The sequence below is a fragment of the Shewanella avicenniae genome, assembly GCF_017354945.1.
GTDB classification, from domain to species: Bacteria; Pseudomonadota; Gammaproteobacteria; order Enterobacterales; family Shewanellaceae; genus Shewanella; species Shewanella avicenniae.
In genome coordinates this window covers 1,009,931-1,029,934 of the sequence record NZ_CP071503.1, presented here as the reverse complement: position 1 = coordinate 1,029,934, position 20,004 = coordinate 1,009,931, and the positions used below count along the sequence as shown (strand labels likewise).

At 49.0% G+C, this 20,004-nt stretch carries 15 protein-coding genes; 13 read left to right on the top strand and 2 right to left on the bottom strand.

The genetic code is table 11. The features are described from left to right. Window positions 1–38: 38 nt before the first annotated feature. Window positions 39–656, bottom strand: a complete 618-nt coding sequence (locus JYB87_RS04440) for an FKBP-type peptidyl-prolyl cis-trans isomerase (RefSeq protein WP_207355706.1) — start codon at window positions 654–656, stop codon at window positions 39–41. A gap of 371 nt (window positions 657–1,027) precedes the next feature. Here JYB87_RS04440 and JYB87_RS04435 point away from each other — a divergent pair, with 371 nt between their 5' ends. The 5 genes from JYB87_RS04435 to JYB87_RS04415 all read left to right on the top strand — a co-directional run bounded on the left by JYB87_RS04435 (window position 1,028) and on the right by JYB87_RS04415 (window position 8,912). After that, window positions 1,028–1,228: a DUF1656 domain-containing protein gene (locus JYB87_RS04435; RefSeq protein WP_207355705.1), complete on the top strand. Its 201-nt coding sequence runs from the start codon at window positions 1,028–1,030 to the stop codon at window positions 1,226–1,228. A 3-nt stretch (window positions 1,229–1,231) separates the two neighbouring features. After that, window positions 1,232–2,089: an efflux RND transporter periplasmic adaptor subunit gene (locus JYB87_RS04430; RefSeq protein WP_207355704.1), complete on the top strand. Its 858-nt coding sequence runs from the start codon at window positions 1,232–1,234 to the stop codon at window positions 2,087–2,089. An 8-nt stretch (window positions 2,090–2,097) separates the two neighbouring features. Beyond that, window positions 2,098–4,152 carry an FUSC family protein gene (locus JYB87_RS04425; RefSeq protein WP_207355703.1) on the top strand — a complete coding sequence of 685 codons (2,055 nt, stop codon included), beginning with the start codon at window positions 2,098–2,100 and terminating at the stop codon, window positions 4,150–4,152. A gap of 220 nt (window positions 4,153–4,372) precedes the next feature. Then, window positions 4,373–6,682 (top strand): FdhF/YdeP family oxidoreductase, encoded by a 2,310-nt coding sequence (locus JYB87_RS04420; RefSeq protein WP_207355702.1) that lies wholly within the window; start codon window positions 4,373–4,375, stop codon window positions 6,680–6,682. Window positions 6,683–6,944: 262 nt separating this feature from the next. Beyond that, window positions 6,945–8,912 (top strand): M1 family metallopeptidase, encoded by a 1,968-nt coding sequence (locus JYB87_RS04415; RefSeq protein WP_207355701.1) that lies wholly within the window; start codon window positions 6,945–6,947, stop codon window positions 8,910–8,912. Between the two features lie 174 nt (window positions 8,913–9,086). Here the strand turns inward: JYB87_RS04415 and JYB87_RS18825 are convergent, their stop codons facing one another. Beyond that, a complete protein-coding gene (locus tag JYB87_RS18825; RefSeq protein WP_207355700.1) occupies window positions 9,087–9,629 on the bottom strand; it encodes a type IV pilin protein in 543 nt (180 codons plus the stop codon). Window positions 9,630–9,869: 240 nt separating this feature from the next. Between JYB87_RS18825 and JYB87_RS04405 the strand changes: the two genes are divergently transcribed. The 8 genes from JYB87_RS04405 to JYB87_RS04370 all read left to right on the top strand — a co-directional run bounded on the left by JYB87_RS04405 (window position 9,870) and on the right by JYB87_RS04370 (window position 19,778). Next, window positions 9,870–11,303, top strand: coding sequence for an ATP-binding cassette domain-containing protein (locus tag JYB87_RS04405; protein ID WP_207355699.1), 1,434 nt, complete (start codon window positions 9,870–9,872; stop codon window positions 11,301–11,303). 314 nt (window positions 11,304–11,617) lie between these two features. Then, window positions 11,618–12,076 (top strand): DNA polymerase III subunit chi, encoded by a 459-nt coding sequence (locus JYB87_RS04400; RefSeq protein WP_207355698.1) that lies wholly within the window; start codon window positions 11,618–11,620, stop codon window positions 12,074–12,076. A gap of 13 nt (window positions 12,077–12,089) precedes the next feature. Continuing rightward, entirely contained in the window at window positions 12,090–14,951 is a 2,862-nt protein-coding gene (locus JYB87_RS04395) for a valine--tRNA ligase (protein WP_207355697.1), read from the top strand. Window positions 14,952–15,112: 161 nt separating this feature from the next. Beyond that, complete coding sequence (locus tag JYB87_RS04390) at window positions 15,113–16,384, top strand: pepsin-like aspartic protease (RefSeq protein WP_207355696.1); 1,272 nt, start codon at window positions 15,113–15,115, stop codon at window positions 16,382–16,384. A 2-nt stretch (window positions 16,385–16,386) separates the two neighbouring features. After that, entirely contained in the window at window positions 16,387–16,896 is a 510-nt protein-coding gene (locus JYB87_RS04385; protein ID WP_207355695.1) for a GNAT family N-acetyltransferase, read from the top strand. Beyond that, window positions 16,893–17,747: an SAM-dependent methyltransferase gene (locus JYB87_RS04380; RefSeq protein WP_207355694.1), complete on the top strand. Its 855-nt coding sequence runs from the start codon at window positions 16,893–16,895 to the stop codon at window positions 17,745–17,747. The genes JYB87_RS04385 and JYB87_RS04380 overlap by 4 nt, the downstream gene beginning before the upstream one ends. Then, on the top strand, window positions 17,744–18,022 hold the full coding sequence (locus tag JYB87_RS04375; protein ID WP_207355693.1) for a hypothetical protein: 279 nt from the start codon (window positions 17,744–17,746) through the stop codon (window positions 18,020–18,022). Before JYB87_RS04380 ends, JYB87_RS04375 begins: the two co-directional genes overlap by 4 nt. Beyond that, a complete protein-coding gene (locus JYB87_RS04370) occupies window positions 18,000–19,778 on the top strand; it encodes a tetratricopeptide repeat-containing diguanylate cyclase (RefSeq protein ID WP_207355692.1) in 1,779 nt (592 codons plus the stop codon). Before JYB87_RS04375 ends, JYB87_RS04370 begins: the two co-directional genes overlap by 23 nt. Window positions 19,779–20,004: the final 226 nt, after the last annotated feature.

Below are 20,004 nucleotides of genomic sequence, written 5' to 3'. Positions count from 1 at the left end.
AAAAAATCGCCTGAGTAGCGACTCAAGCGATTTTGTCATCAGATGATATCTAACAACTCAACTTCAAATACCAATGCAGAGTAAGGTGGAATTGCAGCACCTGCACCACGCTCACCGTAAGCCAAGTGATGTGGCACGTACAGACGGTACTTAGCACCCACTGGCATCAATTGCAGTGCTTCAGTCCAACCGGCAATAACACCAGATACTGGGAATTCAGCAGGTTCGCCACGAGTGACTGAGCTATCAAATACGTTACCGTCGATGAAAGTGCCGTGATAGTGAGTACGCACGGTAGATTCATAGGTAGGCTTTTCACCTGTACCTTCAGTAATCACTTCGTATTGCAGACCTGAATCAGTTACTACAACACCATCACGCTTTGCGTTTTCTTCAAGGAAAGCATTACCAGCAGCGGCAGCAGCTTCAGCAGCAGCTTCTTGCGCTTGCTTGATGCGAGTGCTGATTTCGCTAAAAGCAACATGCAGTTGTTCCATTGTTACTGCGCTTTCTTTGCCTTCGAATGCATCAGCCAAACCTGCTTGAACAGCTGGAATATCCAGACCTTCAAACGAGTTAGCAGCCAGTTGTTCGCCCAGCTGACGACCTACACCGTAGCTTGCTTGCTGTTCAACAGTAGTGAACTTATCAGACATAATCGGATTACTCTTGGTTTGTTTTAATCAAATTTCAGCCGCGAAGTGTACCATGTTTGTCATAGTGATGTTGCGCTATTTTTTGCTCTCGAAGCGTGACGTTTACTAGTCGATTTCAGCCGCGCCAGTGGTTCCGAAATGCGCCAAAATTTGTAAGCCAAAATTGACAGCAACAAGCTGTTAACCAAGCTATAGCGGTTGCTATTGCGTGGCGCAAGTAGGAATATGATGTACATCACATTTTTAACTCAATCACTGCAGCTCAATCCCAATTTATCTTGAGCATGCCAAAATAAGGCACATGTTATCCGGCAAGTCTTTCCTACCTAGACTGACGCCGGTTCAGTTATCCCGACAGGTTGAATACTCATATGCTGGAAGAACTCTCGTTTGGGGGATTACTTTTTAGTCCGCTACTGATCTACATCCCGGTGGCATTTGTGATGTCATTTGTGACTCGACAAGTGTTGTACCGCAGTGGCCTCTACCAACGCGTGTGGAAAGTCGCGTGGTTTGAAACAGGTCTGTATATCTGCTATTTAGCTGTCGTTGTGAACATATTAGGAAATTAATTCATGGCACAAGTTACCCGCATTGCCGTTACCCTGCTGGTTGTGATTCTGGCAATCTTTTCTGGCCGCTGGATCTGGGAGCATTACCTGTATTCACCTTGGACTCGCGATGGTCGCATTCGCGCCAACATCATCACCATTGCGCCCGATGTTTCTGGCTGGGTAAATAAACTTAATGTGGCCGACAACGCCGCTGTCAACAAAGGTGACTTACTGTTTGCGGTTGATGACACCCGTTATCAAGCCACCCTCAAAGAGCTGCAAGCGCAGTTAAAGAATCGCGAAATCGCGCTGGAATTGGCAAAGCATAAATATGAACGTCGCAAAAAGCTCACCAATGCCGAACTCATTAGCGATGAAGATCTAGAAACGGCTCGTATCAATACTGAATCAGCCAAAGCCGATTTTGAATTAGCGCAAGCAGAACTCAATACTGCCAAAATTAACCTTGAACGCACTCAAATTGTGGCGCCGGAAGCCGGTAACATTATCAATCTGACCCTGCGCGAAGGTAACTATGTGCATCAAGGTACGCCTGTGCTGTCGTTAGTACAGCAAGACTCTTTTTATGTCACCGGTTACTTTGAGGAAACCAAGCTACCTCTTATTCATGTAGGTCAGAAAGCCAATATCAGCCTGATGAATGGTAACGATAAACTCAGCGGCACTGTGGTGAGCATAGGTAAGGCGATTGCCGACACCAATACCTCCAGCAACGGCCAGCTGCTGCCACAAGTGCAACAAACCTTTAATTGGGTTCGCTTAGCCCAACGTATTCCGGTTGATATCAAGTTTGATCCACTACCCGCTGACATCAATATCAGCGCCGGTATGACCGTATCAATCCATCTGCAGCAGTAATTAACATCATGCAGTTATCGCCCGTACAAAAGGTATTTCTCACCCCAGATAAAGCCAGCCTGATCTTCGCCACCAAAGGGGTGATTTCGATGGCAATGAGCTTATTTGTGGCGATGGCGCTGAACCTTGATCGCCCGTATTGGGCGCTGATTTCAGCGGTATTTTTGCAGATTCGCCCAGAAAGTGGCTTGGTGATTGAAAAATCGCTGTGCCAAATTTTGGGGACCTTAATCGGTGGTGCGGTCGGCATTTTTATTCTAGAAGCCTTTATGGGCTATCCCGAGCTGGCCATTGGTGCATTGGCGTTGTGGCTTGGAGTTAACTCCGCGCTTTCAGCGATGATGCGCTCCATCAACTTTATTTATGCGTTTGCAATGGCTGGGATCACTGCCTGCATTATTGTGCTACTGGTGATGGTGAGCCCAACGACCGCCAACTCGCAAACCATTTTCGATGTAGCGCAATCGCGCATTAGCGAGATTGTTGTCGGCTCAGTATGTGCGGCATTGGTCAGCCAATTGTTGTGGCCAATAAGCGTTACTCAAGTACTGCAACAGCAAGCGCGATTAGTGGTGAATCAAACCCTCGACTACTTGGCCGCCGAACTGGCTAAAGACAGTTCGCATGACCAACGTCACCAACATATTGATACCATTTTCACCTCACTCACCGCACTCACCGATGATGCCACCGCGGTTGTCTATGAAGGTCCATTAGGTCCGGGCAAGAGCCGCGCCGCGAACTTGCTCTGCAATAAGGTGATGTCGTTATTGGCGGTCATTCAAGTGTTCGGTCGTTTGCAACGGAATCACCCAGAACAAATCACCCCGACTTTAGGGCAAATGTTGCAAGCCTTAAGCGATGACTTTGCCCGCATGTCAGCCTCACAAGATTTTGACGAGTGTTATCACATCGCCAAAGCGCAACGCAGCCACTTTTTGAAACACCGCAGCGACAACCCAAATGAAAGTCCGCTGGAATCACGCTTACTCAAAGTCGCCTCTGAGTTAATTTCCGATTTGATGGTGGTGATGAAAGCCTACGATGCGCTCGTGAGTAGCCGTAACGTGCGCCTCAATGCCCCAGCGTTAGTGCCCCATCGCGATCCGCTTGTTGGGCTGACAACCGGGTTTCGCACCACAGTGATGTTTCTGATTGGTGCCGGAATTTGGCTGGGAACCGGGTCGGCCTCCGCATTGATGATCATGATTTTACCGGTGATTTTTTCGGTAATGATGGCGCGCTTGCCCATGATGATATTAATGATGGTGTTAAAGCGGCTGTTAATTGGGGTTGCAATCGCCACCCCGCTGGCCATCTTTTTCGCACTCAATCTGTTAGCCCAAAGCAGCGGCGATTTTGAGTTATTGGCCATGATCCTCGGGGCACCTTTTTTTGTTGGCTTGTTAGCGCTTGCTAACAAACCAACACTGCCATATGGCCTTGGGTTGTGTATTCCGTTCGTGATCATGGTGCAGCCTTCCAGCGATATGTCACGCGCATTTGCAATCGACTATACCGTCAGTAACGCCTTGGCAATTTTCGTTGGGGTATCAATTCTCATCTGCCTGTTTAAGCTGATCACGGGCCCCAGCGCAGCGATGATGCAACGATTTCTGATCCGTTCAACCGTCAACGATTTACGCCAACTGCATAAACATCACAACCCTGAAGACTGGTTCAATGGCCGTATGGGCGACCGATTAATGCGCCTCACTAATGCTGACAAAGGTCCTCAAGCCAGCGGTCATCGCCTGACTGACATTGGCCTCACAGGGTTGAACCTTGGCCATATTTCGGCACGACTACAACGACTGCTGCATGGCCTTAATGAGGCTAACCTGTCACCGATATTACTCGAATGGCAACATGCACTGGCGGATGCCTACTTGGCTGCAAGCGAAGGCACAACGTCGAACCAATTTACCAATGCCAGTAACGCACTGGTGTTGGCACTGCAGCAATCGTCACTCCCAGCGCAGCAACGCCTAGTCATTGAAGGGATGTGTGCCCGCATCGCCATGACCTTTGAGCGTACTGCACATGATTTTAAGCCTATCTAACCAATCAAAAAGTAAGTTGGTAAAATGATAAAACTTCATCAACTTATCTATAACAAATTGTTATCTATTGATTTTTTGTTAGCAAAATACTGCCTATTACTTGCTCCAATCTTAGCATCCGCGTAGATTAACCTTTATGTGACCTAAATCTCATTTTTGGCAACAGTACTGCGAAGGACTCTCAGTAGCCGATGTAGTTTGCCGCGGAGCATTACTCAGCATGAGTTACAAAGAATATGGAAATGCCGCAGGTGGCTGGGGCGCACTTAAAGCGACCACTGAACATCTGCTCAAGAGCCACAACGTGGCAAAAAATCTGCTCAACCTGCTCAGAACTAACCAAGATCATGGCTTTGATTGCCCTGGCTGCGCTTGGGGCGAAAAGGGCGTACCGGGACGGTTTCGCTTTTGTGAAAATGGCGCCAAAGCCGTCAACTGGGAAGCCACCAGCAAGCGCGTTGATCGCCATTTTTTTGCGCAGCACAGCGTTAGTTACCTTAACCAGCAAAGCGATTACTGGCTGGAATACCAAGGCCGCCTCAGTGAGCCAGTGAAATACAACGGCACTACGGATAAATACGAACCGATCAGTTGGCAACAGGCGTTTAACTTTATCGCCAGCAAATTGAATGGTTTGGCCAGCCCTAACCAAGCCGAGTTTTATACCTCTGGCCGTGCCAGCAACGAAGCCGCATTTTTGTATCAGCTGTTTGTGCGCCGCTTTGGCACCAACAACTTTCCTGATTGTTCCAACATGTGCCATGAAGCAACCAGTGTCGCCTTAGCGGAAGCCATCGGCATCGGCAAAGGCACTACGCGCATTGAAGACTTTGAGCATGCTGATGCGATTTTTCTGTTTGGGCAAAACCCCGGCACTAACCATCCGCGCATGCTAGAAACCCTAGCAGCCGCCTATAAACGTGGCGCGCGAATTGTGGCACTCAACAACCTCAAGGAACGCGGCTTAGAACGTTTTACCAATCCGCAAGATCCGCTAGAGATGCTGAAAAACGGCTCATCGCCGACCACCAGTGATTACTACATGCCGAAACTAGGTGGCGATATGGCGCTGGTGCGCGGCATCGTGAAAGCCTTGTATAAACGTCATCGTCAGGCGCAGCAACAAGGCAAATCAGTATTTGATTTGGCGTTTATCGAGCAACATACCGATGGTGTCGCGCAGTATTTAGCTCAAGTCGATGCCACCAGCTGGGCAGAAATCACCCGCCAATCTGGTTTACGCCGCACCGATATTGAAGCCTTAGCCGACATCTACCAAAACGCCAAACGGGTGATTGTCACTTGGGCGATGGGCATCACCCAGCACAAACACTCGGTCAACACCATTCATGAATTGGTTAACTTACAACTGCTTGGCGGCAATATAGGTAAACAAGGTGCGGGGCTTTGCCCGGTTCGCGGTCACTCCAATGTGCAAGGCGATCGCACCATGGGGATTAATGAGCGTCCATCCGCCGCATTTTTAGATAGCCTCGAGCAGGTATTTGGCTTTAAGCCGCCGCGCAATCACGGCCACAATGTGGTGGAAGCATTACAAGCGCTTGCGCGCGGCGAGAGCAAAATCTTCATTGGCCTTGGGGGTAACCTCGTCGCAGCAGCGCCGGATACCGCCAAGGTCGCCCAAGCCATGCGCAATGCCGAGTTAACCGTCAACATTGCCACTAAGCTCAATCGCACTCATGTTAATCCCGGCAAAGACGCGATTATTTTGCCCTGTTATGGCCGTACCGACATCGACCTACAAGCCTCAGGGCCACAGAAGATCACCGTCGAAGATTCCTTCTCTATGGTACATGCCTCCTCTGGCCGAATTGATGTTCACGGCGAGCAGATGCGCTCCGAAATCGCCATTGTCGCGGGCATTGCGGCGGCGACCTTAGGCGAAAGAACGCCTGTTGATTGGCGCGCCATGACCGATAACTACGACCGAATTCGCGATTTAATCGAGCACACCATTACCGGTTTTGCCCAATTCAATCAACGCCTAGACGCACCCGGCGGCTTTTATCTGGGCAACAGTGCCCGCGAGCTGAACTGGAAAACCGCCAGCGGCAAAGCGCAGTTTTTTAGCCATGAACTGCCACAACGGATTGTGCCGGTGGAACTGCCCGATGAAGCCAATGTGTTTTTAATGCAAACCATGCGCTCACACGATCAATACAACACCACCATCTATGGCTACGATGATCGGTACCGCAGCGTATTTGGCGAACGTAATGTGGTGTTTTTCAATCAAGAAGATATGCACCGGCTCAAGCTTAACACCGGTGATTTGGTGGATATCGAATCATTCTGGCATGACGGCACAGTACGCAAGATTGAAGCCTTTAAAGTGATCCCCCATGAGATAGCGCCAAGCAATATCGCCGCCTATTTCCCGGAAGCCAATGCGTTAATTCCGCTGGATAGCGTGGGAGATCGCAGCTTTACGCCCACCTCAAAATCGATTTTGGTGCGAGTATCGCCCAGTCAAAAAGCTGCGCCCATTGTCACCAGCAAGTCGCGTTAGGCGCGCTAAACCACTGTCACAGCATCATTGGCGCTACCGAGCCTGATGCTGTGACCTGTCTGATACACTACGAAGATTGCCGCAGAGTGGTGAAGCCACACAAAATTTTTGTAACAATTCAGCTGCGATAAAAAACATACCGCTGTGCCATTTTCGCCTCGAATGGAACCGCAGCAATTGTTATCGTAGTCAGCTGTACTGGTATTTCTAATCTCCCGCTTTTCAAGCGAAGCTCGTAAAAACAACAATAAAAGGAAGTGTTATGTCCCTCTGGCCTAAATCAGCGGCCCAAGTGTTTGCTGGCGGTTCTACCTTATTGATGGTGGCCACCAGTTTTGCAGCTGATACCCCCTATGATCCGCGCGAACTATTTGCGCCATTGTCGATGCCAACGCCTGCCACTGCCTACCGCAATGGCGCAGGTAAGCCCGGCGAACTCTATTGGCAAAACCGCGTTGACTATAATTTGCATGCCCATATCGACACCGACAAGCAAACCCTCAGCGGTGAAGAGCTGATCACCTACACCAACAACAGCCCAGACAAGCTCGAACAGTTGTGGTTACAACTGGATCAGAACATGTACCGCAAAGACTCACGCAGCAGCACTGCCTCTGAGTGGTATCGCAGCAAGTTCACTGACGGCTATCAAATCACCTCCATTGAAGTGATTGCCTCGGGCAAAAGCTACTTGGTTAAACCGCTGATTGATGACACTCGGATGCGGATTGAATTGCTGCAACCGTTAGCAGCTGATGGCGGCAAACTGCAATTAAAGCTGAACTATAGCTACCAAATTCCCGGCACTTGGGGCGGTCGCACTGCCGTCACCCCAACCGAAAACAGTCAGATTTTTGAAATCGCCCAATGGTATCCACGGATGGCAGTGTATGACGACCAACATGGTTGGCATAACAACGCCTATATTGGCTCTGAGTTTTATCTGGAATACGGCACGATTGATTACACAGTCACAGTACCCGCTAATTATTATGTGGTGGGTTCAGGTGAGCTGATTAATCCCAAAGAAGTGCTCAACAAAACCGAGCTGAAACGCCTCGAAACCGCTCAAAGCAGCGACAAAACCGTTTATATCCGTACCGCCGCCGATGCACAGAGCGCCATTGCCGCTGCAACGCAACAGACACGCGATTGGCATTTCCGCATGGAACATACCCGCGATGTTGCTTTCGCCGCCTCACCTGCGTTTATTATCGATGCAGCCAAGATTAACCTGCCCAACGGTAAAACCTCATTGGCGATGTCGGCTTACCCACCGGAAGCTGCTGGCACCAATAAATGGGATCGTTCAACAGAATACGTCAAAGGCTCGATTGAGCACTTTAGCCAATGGTATCCATATCCTTGGCCTGCCGCGGTTAACTTAGGCGGGCACGGCGCTGGGATGGAATATCCCGGTATCGTGTTCGATGGCATGCGCGATAAAGACGACAAGCTGTTTTGGATCACCGCCCACGAACTTGGCCATAGCTGGTTCCCAATGATTGTCGGTTCCGATGAACGCCGCCATGCGTTTATGGATGAAGGCTTTAACACCTTCATTGATGTTTACGCCTCAGACGCATTCAATAACGGTGAATTTGCGCCGAAACGCGATGGCGAGTACGCCCCTAAAGGTGGCAATCCGGTGGATGAAATTCTTGAGGTATTGGCCGATCCAAATGCGCCAACCTTAATGATGCCGTCGGAAGCGGTGGCAGAGAAATATCGTCACTCAGTGAGCTACTTCAAAGGCGCATTGGGTTTAGTGCTGCTCCGCGAGCAGATCCTCGGCCCAGAGCGGTTTGATCCGGCATTCAAAGCCTACATAAGCACTTGGGCCTACAAGCACCCAACGCCGTCGGACTTCTTCCGCTTTATGGAAAGTGCCGCAGGTGAAGACTTAGCCTGGTGGTGGCGTGGTTGGTATTTGAATAACTGGCAGTTGGATATGGCTGTCACGGGTATCAATCAAGTGGACAATAAATGGATTAAAGGCACTGAAATTCACTTTGCCAGCAAACAAAAGTTGGTGATGCCTGCCAAGTTGCTGCTGCAATTTGCCGATGGCAGCAAACAAGCGATGCAGTTACCGATTGAAACTTGGATGAACCGCAGCGCACCAAGCATCGTGCTGCAGTTAGATAAGCCGCTGAAAAGCGTGACTATCGACCCAGAGCATAAGTTGCCTGACGCCAATCGCGCCAACAACACCTTTACGCTCAAGTAAGTCCGCTCGGTCAATTTAGCTAAAAAGAAAGGCCGCGATACGGTTAATGCGTATTCGCGGCCTTTCTATTTCATTGATTAGGTTATTGATTCAATAATTGATTAACTTTGCTAATCGCTGATGCTGTGCGTAGCTGCTTCTGTTGACAACAGTTTCTGATAAAAACAGATTCTGCTAATAGTTATCACAACCTGTGGTCACGTAATCAATCACTGGCTTTTGCCCTACCCCTGTCGACTCGCGATAGCGGATAAAACATTGTGCAGTCCCCGCATCCACCGCAATGATTGCTGGCCAAAACACCCACGCGTTAGTGTCATTTAAGGTGCTGTGGCGTGAATTCCAGCCTTCGGGAATTTCAATCAGCTGCAATAAACCGCCAGCATCCAGCTGCGCAGTGGAGCTCGTATCGCTATTTTCAGTTGTTTTACCATCGACCGCCGGATAGCCATAGGTGACATCAATGGTTTGCCCACTCACATCGATAGAGGCATGCGCGCTTTTTTCTACACCCGCAATAGCGGATTTCGCATAAGTCAGCTGCTCAGCGGCTTCAATCGCACCTTTCAACTTCTGCATATTGGCCATCATCGCATCGTTACGCAGATTGATAAATTTAGGCGCAGCAATGACCGATAAAATCCCTAAAATAATGATCACCACCACCAGCTCAATCAGCGTAAAACCACGTGTAGCACTCACTGACAAACGCCCCATCACAAACTCCATTTCATTGATAATGTGTAGAATTTTTTGCCATGCTAATGCAAAAGGTCTATTCCGCCTATCCACCCGCATGCTAACAGAACAAAAATCAACCAAGCTTTACACGCTTTTTTGAGAAGCGTCATATCGCGTTTTTCGTCACTAAGTTTGCTGCACCAATCTGGCTAGCAATTCACCATTTTTTATTGCAGTATTATTGGCCTCTTTTTGTTGTAAGCCGTTGTTCGTCTAATGCATATTCAAAACCTCAAATACCAAACTACCTCAACCGCACTGTTTATTGATGATTGGCACTTAAAGCCCGATGAGCACTGGGGAGTATTTGCCAGTCATGGCCAAGCGGCAGAATTATTGGTGGGGATTCTCAGCGGCGAGCTTGTCGCCCGCAAAGGTCAGATTGACGGCCTACCCACAAAGGTGGCTTGCGTGTCACTGCATCAACAACAGCAACTGCTCGATGAGCAGATCGCAGATGATGAAAGCGAAGCGCAAGCCGGTGACAGCGTGACCGCATTGCTGCGCGCTGAAGGGATTGATGAAGCGACACTCAATGACTTGCTGCAAAAAACCGACTTAGTCCGCCTGAAAGACCGTGGCTTTCGCATGCTATCTACTGGCGAAACTCGTCGCTTGATGTTGGCGCGCGCCTTGGCACGTCAACCACAACTGCTGATTTTGGATGAACCCTACGCCGGTTTAGATGTGGCACACCGCGCCGCACTGACCGAGCTGCTGCAATCACTGTTGCCAACAACTCAGCTGCTAATTCTCACCTCTCGTGAAGATGAGCTGCCCGAGTTTATCAGTCACATCGCACTGTTTGACGAACAAAAGCTAACGCAAACACTGCGCCGCGATGAATGGCATAACCACCCATTGCTGGCGCAGATGCAGGCGCTGTCGGCGCAAAAAAGTGAGCAGATTCTGTCGCTGCTAAAACAGCAAAACGACAAAAATTACCCTGATCCGCGGGTGGAACTGCGCAATGTACGCGTGGCCTACACCGATACGTTGATTTTTGAAGATGTGAATTGGACCATTCGCGCTGGCGAGCACTGGCAACTGCGCGGCCCCAATGGCGCCGGTAAAAGTACCCTGCTCGGTTTGATCCTTGGCGATCATCCGCAGTGCTACAGCAATGACATTACCATTCTTGGCGTCAAACGCGGCAGCGGCGAAAGCATCTGGGAGATTAAAAAGAACATTGGCGTGGTGTCATCGTCACTGCACCTGCAATATCGGGTGAACTGCAGCGCACTGGAAGTGTTGCTGTCCGGCTTTTTTGACTCGATTGGGCTTTATCAAAAACCATCACTGGCACAAATCGAGCAAGCCAAAACTTGGCTAACCATGCTGGAGATGCAAGCGTTTGAGAAAACTGGTTTCCGCTCACTCGATTACGGTCAACAACGCTTGTTGTTGGTAGCGCGTGCCCTCATCAAACAACCGGCATTGCTGATTTTGGATGAGCCCTATCAAGGGCTGGATTATCTCAACCGCAAGTTGGTGTTCCATGCGCTCAATCGCATCGCCAGCAGTAACATCACTCAGTTGCTGTATGTGACGCACCACCATGAAGATTCACTCGACGCAATTCATCACTTTGCCGATTTTGTGCCGAGTGCTAATGGTGGCCATAAGTTGCAGTTGAGCCACGCTAATTGAAGTCCCTGACAGGGCTCTTCCTCGTGCTACTGTTAATCGTGTTAACAGTAGCACTAGGTTCTGCCGCGTTTTTCGGTGAGCTATTGCTAATCCAATATTTGGGATTTGCAGAAGTCGAAGAATATCAGCTGCTCACAGATATCATTTTTGCCGTTAATTACTTCATAGCATTAGTATTGCTTCTAAAGCTGGCTAGATTGAGAAAACTTCGCCCCAAAGCCAGCAGCGTTTAGCGCTATCTATTTAACCTGCCAGCGGCTTTAGTGTAGAATCCATCCTTCGCGAATCGATCCCCAACAAGGCATGCCACGACAATGACTCAAGCACTGTTTTACTTGCTGCCCTCAACCGTTAATAACGAGGAACAGCCGCAGTTGCTTGCCTGCCAATTAGCGCAGTTACATTATCGCAGCGGCCAGTGGATCTACATTCATTGCGATGACCAATCGCAAGCTTATCAAGTAGATGAACTGCTGTGGCAGTTTGAACCGAGCGCTTTTGTGCCGCACAACCTTAAAGGTGAAGGCCCAGCAAAAGGTGCGCCGGTTGAGATAGGATTTGACCGTGTTGGCCCCAATTTACGGCGGCCCATACTGATAAATCTGGCTAACGATATTCCGCCATTTGCCGGAAACTTCAGCCAGATCATCGATTTTGTTGCCGGTGATGACGCCCGTAAGGCGATTGCGCGCAACCGTTACCGCCAGTATCGCGACCAAGGCTTTGCTTTGAGTACGCAAGATTTGGCAACACAACCCATTAATTTTGTTTGAGAAAACTGGTTCCATGGATAAAACATACAACCCGCAGTCGATTGAACAGGCACTCTATAAAGCCTGGGAAGAGAAAGGCTACTTCAAACCAAGTGGTGATAGCAGCAACGGCAACTACAGCATCATGATCCCGCCGCCGAACGTCACTGGCAGCCTGCACATGGGCCATGCGTTCCAAGACACCATCATGGACACGCTGATCCGTTACCAACGCATGAAAGGCAAAAATACCCTATGGCAAGTGGGTACCGACCACGCCGGTATTGCTACCCAAATGCTGGTTGAGCGTAAGCTGGAAGCCGAAGAAGGCAAAAGCCGCCACGACTTAGGCCGTGATGCGTTCATGGAAAAAGTATGGGAATGGAAAGCGCAATCGGGCGGCACCATCACCAAACAGCTGCGTCGCATGGGCGCTTCTGTAGATTGGGATCGCGAACGTTTCACCATGGATGAAGGTTTGTCAAAAGCGGTACAAGAAGTGTTTGTCCGTTTGTACAAAGACAACCTGATCTACCGCGGCAAACGTTTGGTGAACTGGGATCCAAAGCTGCACACCGCGATTTCCGATCTGGAAGTTGAAAACCAAGAAAAACAAGGCTCTATGTGGCACTTCCGCTATCCGCTGGCGGGCGATGCCCTGACCGCTGATGGCAAAGATTACTTGGTGGTTGCGACTACTCGTCCAGAAACCATGCTGGGTGATAGCGCCGTGGCGGTACATCCTGAAGATGAACGCTACGCATCCCTCATCGGTAAAGAGATCATTTTGCCGCTGGTAAACCGTCGCATTCCTATTGTAGCTGACGACTATGTTGACCGCGAATTTGGCACTGGCTGCGTGAAAATCACCCCAGCGCACGACTTCAACGACTACGAAGTCGGTAAGCGCCACAGCCTGCCAATGTTCAACATCATGACGCTGAACGGTGACATCCGTGCCACCGCTGAAGTGTTGAACACTGACGGCAGCCAAAACACCGCATTGGATAACAGCCTGCCAAGCGAATACGCCGGCATGGAACGTTTCGCAGCACGTAAAGCGATTGTTGAAGCGTTTGACGCACTGGGCTTACTTGAAAAAATCGAGCCACACAGCTTGAAAGTACCTTACGGTGACCGCTCAGGCGTGGTGATCGAACCGCTGCTGACCGACCAATGGTACGTGGCAGTTAAATCTCTGGCTGAGCCAGCGATCAAAGCGGTTGAAGATGGCGACATCAAGTTCGTGCCACAGCAGTACGAAAACATGTACTTCTCGTGGATGCGCGACATTCAAGACTGGTGTATCTCGCGTCAGCTGTGGTGGGGTCACCGTATTCCAGCATGGTACGACGATGCCGGTAACGTCTACGTTGGCCGTAGCGAAGCGGAAGTCCGTAGCGAAAATAACCTGAGTGCCGATATCGCCCTGCGCCAAGACAACGACGTACTGGACACTTGGTTCAGCTCTGCATTGTGGACCTTCTCAACGCTGGGCTGGCCAGAAAACACCGAAGATCTAAAACTGTTCCACCCATCTGATGTGTTGGTGACCGGTTTCGATATCATCTTCTTCTGGGTAGCGCGCATGATCATGATGACCATGCACTTCATCAAAGACGAAGATGGCAAAGCGCAAGTGCCGTTCAAAACCGTGTACGTCACCGGACTTATCCGTGACGAGCAAGGTAACAAGATGTCGAAATCTAAGGGCAACGTGCTTGACCCATTGGATATGATCGACGGTATCGACTTGGAATCACTGGTACAAAAACGTACCGGTAACATGATGCAGCCACAACTGGCCGCCAAGATCGAAAAGAGCACCCGCAAAGAGTTTGCCGAAGGCATTGAAGCCCACGGTACTGACGCGCTGCGCTTTACCTTGGCTGCCATGGCCTCAACGGGCCGCGACATCAATTGGGACATGAAACGTCTGGATGGTTACCGCAGCTTCTGTAACAAGTTGTGGAACGCTTCGCGCTACGTGTTGATGAACACTGAAGAGCAAGACTGTGGTCAGAACGGCGGCGAGATGACCCTGTCACTGGCGGATCGCTGGATCATCAGCCTGTTCAACGAAACCGTGAAAACCTTTGATGACCACATCAATGCCTTCCGTTTCGACTTGGCCGCTAACACCCTGTACGAATTCACTTGGAACCAATTCTGTGACTGGTACTTGGAGCTGACTAAGCCAGTATTGAACAGCGGCACTGACGCTGAACTGCGCGGTACTCGCCATACATTGGTAACGGTACTGGAGCAACTGCTGCGCTTGATGCACCCACTGACACCATACATCACTGAAACCATCTGGCATCGCGTGAAACCGCTGGCCGGTGTAGAAGGTGAAACCCTGATGTTGATGCCGTTCCCTGAGTATCAAGCGGATAAAGCCGATACTGAAGCGCAAGCGGATCTGGAATGGGTTAAACAAGTGATTGTCGCGGTACGTAACATTCGTGCTGAGCTGAACATCGCCCCATCTAAGCCGCTGAACGCATTGCTGAAAGACGACAGCGAAAAAGACGCTGCCCGTTTGAACGCCAACCGTACCTTCTTGGCCGCACTGGCGAAGCTGGAAAGCATCACTGTATTGGCAGACGGCGAAGCGGCACCAATGTCGACCACACAATTGGTCGGCAAAATGGAACTGCTGATCCCAATGGCAGGCTTGATTGACGTTGCCGCTGAAATGGCGCGTATCGACAAACAGCTGGAAAAACTGGCGCAAGAAGCTGGCCGTATTGAGAACAAACTTTCGAACGAAGGCTTCGTCGCTAAAGCACCAGCAGACGTGATTGAAAAAGAACGCGCTAAGCTGGCTGACTACCAACGTGACCAAGAAAAGCTGACTGAACAGAAGGCAGAATTGGCGAAGTTGGAAGGCTAATAAGCCCGTTCATCTAAGCTCAATGCAAACGGCGGCCCATTTGGCCGCCGTTTTTATTTTGCACAACTTGTTAATTTTATTTGGATTTTTACATTTGTTATATTGAACAAAAACTTATTACTTCATAGCATTAGGTAACTAATTAATTACCCATCGCTGATATGAAGGCATCGCCAGACTCGACTGTTATCAAACTTCCGCTGCTTAACACGCTTGCCCAAGGGGGCTATACCGCAGCAATGCGCTTAGGCAGTCAGCAACAAGAAGTCAGGCTAGTGATCGATTCAGGTTCCTCTACGCTGGCGGTTCATCATTCAAAATACCAAGCGGAACACGACCAGCATTTGCAGCCCACCAGCTTAGCGCAAGAGATTCTCTATGGTGTCGGCGGTTGGATGGGGCCGGTGATCCACACCGAAATCGCCCTTGGCTCAGCAAAGTTAAGCCAAACTGCAGTGGCGTTGGTACAAGAGGAAGCGAGCCAGACCTTTGCTGAAGCCGACGGTATTTTAGGGTTGGCCTACGCACCGCTTAATCGAAGTTACGACTTCAGTGGCTATTTAACCTCACAAGGCACTGCGCCGCCGAACACTTACCCTTGGCCATTTCCGAGCCAAAGCCACGCGACCGACAAAGATTTAGCGGCGTTTAAAAAGCTGCAACAACACGCCACCGAAACCGATTTGCCCTCCACCTTTGATGCCCTCGCGCAACAAGGCGTTTGTGCTAACCGTTTTAGTTTAGTGTGCCAGCGCTCCAGCATTCATATTGACCCCAACTATGCCCACCCAAGCCATGATCCCTTAAACCAAGGCTGGTTGTTGCTGGGTGGCGGTGCTGAGCAAACACAACATTATCAAGGCGAATTTCATACGTTAAAGGTATTGCACGATCGCTACTATAACGTTGATCTCATTGGTCTTAATCTTGTTGGTCAAGCCACCATCAAGGTCACGCCGAGCGATTCACTACTCATTATCGCAGGCTCGAGTAACGCCATTATTGATACGGGGGCATCGTTAATCTCGCTCCCCGCAGATGCCTTTACTCAGTTGATGACGCAATTTGCTCAAGCAGTAACAAACGCTACGGAGCTATTGGCACCATTTTGTGGCGACGTCACTAAAGTGATTGCCGCGCAGCAGCAAGGTATCGATGCGCAACAGCTCAATCTTGCCGACTGGCCGGCTATCGAATTTCACTTTCAAGGGCAGAACGGCGCCCCACTGACGCTCAGTTGTGCCGCACAGCACTACTGGCAATTGAATAGTCCGGCGCACGGCAAAGCGGTATTTAAACTGATGGGGCAACTGCCAAATTGGACGCCACAATCGATTATCGGGCTACCACTGCTGAGCGCCTATTACGTGATTTTTGAACGAGATGACACCGCCAACGGCACTGTGCGCTTTGCCGCACCGAGAGGGCGTTAGTCATGCTATTGCAAACTGAACGGTTTACCTTAAGGCCATTAGCAGAGCAGGATGCGACACTGTTTCAATCGCTTTATTGCGATAAAGAGTTAATGCGCCATATAGGGCCAGCGCTAAGTGAGCATGACGCTATTGCAGCGTTTAATACCACATTGAAAACAATGTATCGTAAAGCACCCTATTGTTTTTTTTGGGTAATAGAACAACTGGAACAAGCGCTAGGTGTTGTAGGTATCGCAGACATTAAAGCCAAACAACAAGCTGAGATTGGCATAATTCTGCTCCGAAGAGCTCACCGAAAACGGGTGGCGGATGAAGTCGTTCCTCGTGTAATTAGATACTGCAGCGAACAACTCGAGTTAAAGCAACTTGTCGGCACATTCGATTCACAGAATCTCGCCGCACTAAGGCTGAATAAACGCATGGGGTTCAGTAACTTTCGAGCTATTGAGGGCAAAGCTCAGCAGCTTCAAGGCTATCTAACACTTAATCTTTTTAAGGAGTGTCAATGACAGCCACCACTAAAGGTTCTCTCACTTGCGTCGGCGTCGGTATGATGCTCGGGGCGCATATCTGTCCGATCAGTCGCAGCCACATTGAAAATGCCGACATCGTATTTAGCGCCATGTCGGATGGCTTTGTGGAAAAATGGCTCGAGCAGCTCAACCCCAATGTGCACAGCCTGCAATCACTTTATGGCAAGGATAAATCGCGCCATAAAACCTATAAAGAGATGGTGCAAACGATTGTTACCGCCGTGCAGCAAAATAAAAAGGTGGTGGCTGCATTTTATGGTCACCCCGGCGTATTTGTTAAACCAGCACATCAAGCCATTGAACAAACACGCGCTCTAGGCTTTGACGCCACTATGGTGCCGGGCATTTCTGCGGAAGCCTGCCTCTATGCCGACTTAGGTATGGACCCCGGCAAACAAGGCTGCCAACACTATGAAACCAGCCAATTTATGCTGTATCAGCGCCGCATCGACCCGAGTGCCATGCTGGTATTGTGGCAGATTGGTTTGGCCGGCGATCTCAGTATGGGCATTGGCACTACTGGCGTTGCCGAACGCCGCTTACTGCTAGAACTACTGGCAGAAGATTACTCCCTTGAGCATAACTGCTGGCTCTATGAAGCCGCCACCATGCCATTGATGCAACCAAGAATGGAGCAGTTGCCGCTGAAAGCCTTACTGCAAGCGGAAATTAACCAGCACACCACGCTGGTTATCCCACCAGAAAAATCACTGGTGCCTAATATCCAGATGCGGCAACGGCTAAAAATCTTACAGCAACAAGCAACAAATATTTCTAAGCAAGACAACAATGTAATACCATTCAACAAAAGAGAGAAAATACAATGAATAACAAACTAGTTAACTTTTTAGCTCAAGTTGGCGCTGACGTATCACTGCAACAACCAGAAGCATTGGCACAAGCGGCTTTGGCAGCAGGTTTTGAACCTCAGCAGATCGCAGCTTTGTTAAATAACGATGCAGCAAGTTTTGCCGAAGAACTGAAAATCAATACAGATATTGTTTGTTTCTTAGCACCCGCTGAGCCAGACGAAGACGAACAAGGTGAGCAACCAAAAGAAGATGACACTGATACTAAAAATGCATCGCTCAAGATTGCGTAAGTTAGTGCTCAATACCATCAGTGCGACAGTTGTCGCACTGATGTCGCTCTCTTGCGCTTACGCCAGTGATTACCAGCAACAGCTAAACGAAGCTGACAAGATACGCACCAGCGATATCCAAAAATTCTCCACTATATTAGACAACCTGCAACAACACTTTTCTGAAATGTCTGCATATGAACAGGCATCTTTCCAATACTTTGAGTTGTATCGAAAAATTATTCGCGGTCAAATTAAAGAAGCCATTGCGGGATATGAACAACTCATCGAATCCGAAGCACCAGAGGAAATCAAACTCAGATCCCGTTTGACCTTAGTTAATGCCTATAGTTTTACACAAGATTGGAAAGCTGGCCTTGAGCAATTGGGTGTATTAATAATAAGTTCGAAGCAAATAACCAATTCCAAACTAAAAGATCAATTACTCATGGTCGCAGCAACTTTTTACAATTCTCTAGGCCAGTACCAACTGGGCCTAGATTACAGTCAACAATTGAAAAGTACGACGACGACACTGCGCGGCCAATGTGCGGCAGCACATTTTGAGGTTGAAGCCGCATTCGGCTTGAATAACCTAAGCTCCAACAGCGATTTATTTGCTAAGGGCATTGAAAAATGTCAGCAAGCCAATGAAGCCGTGATAATTGGACTCATCAATAACTTTAAAATTAGAAGCTTGCTTAAAGAGCAGAATTATCAGGCTGCGATGTCACTGCTCACTCAGCAATTACCGCAGATAGAAAATACCCGCTACACCCCATTAAAAGGACTTTATTACTCGTTAATAGCCGAAGCTGCCGTAAAGTTAGAACAATGGGATGTAGTTAAAAAGTACGGCGAACTCGCAGCGCCACTGGTAGCGCAGGGCCAGAGCTACCAATCAGCGGTGAGAACCTATAGAGCCCTGTATGAATATTATGTGCATGTTAACGGCACGACTGCCGCGCTCGAAGCTTATAAAAAATATGCCGAGGCAGATAAAACCTATGTTGATGACATCCAAGCAAAATCACTTGCTTTCCAATTGGCCCAACATCAAAGCATAGAGCAGCAAAACCGCATTGAGCTGCTCGACCAACAAAATAAGCTGCTGCAACTGCAACAACAATTGATTGAAAATGAAAGTCGCGGACGGCGCGATATTCTTATTGCGCTGTTCTGTGTGATTGCCATGCTGATACTCATCATTGTGCAATCACGCCGCTCGCAGCGTCATTTCCGCCTATTGGCTCAACGCGATGGCTTAACAGGGGTGTTTAACCGCCGCCATTTCACTCATGAAGCGCACAAGTTACTGAAGCACGCGTTAGGTCAGCGCCAGCGAGTCAGTTGCATCATGTTCGACTTAGACTATTTTAAACAGCTCAATGACACCCAAGGTCACGGTGCCGGTGATGCAGCGCTAAAAAGTGTTGCTGAGGTGGCGAAGCAGCACTGTCGTCCAGAAGATATTATGGGCCGGATTGGTGGTGAGGAGTTTTGTATCATCCTGCCTAATACCAGCCAACAACAAGCGGTTGAAGTTGCTGAGCGGTTACGTGGCTGTTTTGAACAGATAGAAGATGCCAATGTTGATAGCAGCCATACCATCACGGCTAGCTTTGGTGTTTCTGAAACCTTCATCTCAGGCTACTCTCTCGAAATCTTGATGCACGATACCGACCTTGCCATGTACAACGCCAAGTCTGAAGGTCGTAACCGGGTAGTGGCGTTCTTTGAACAGCTCAGGCTCAACCTACAACCCGTTGTTCAGTAAGCCCGCATCATTGAAATAATAAGATTCGGCGTTCAGTAATAATTTGATCGCCACTTATTTAGTATTTACTTTATCGTAATTTATTAATTCATCATCTGAAAAAATGAGTAGCTTCTTAATTCATTTATATTAGGAAAAACCATTTGAGAATAAGATCACAAACTCTGCAAAATAATTCCACGGCAAAAAAGACCATTCACTTCAAATAGCCTTTTCGCCTCCAAAA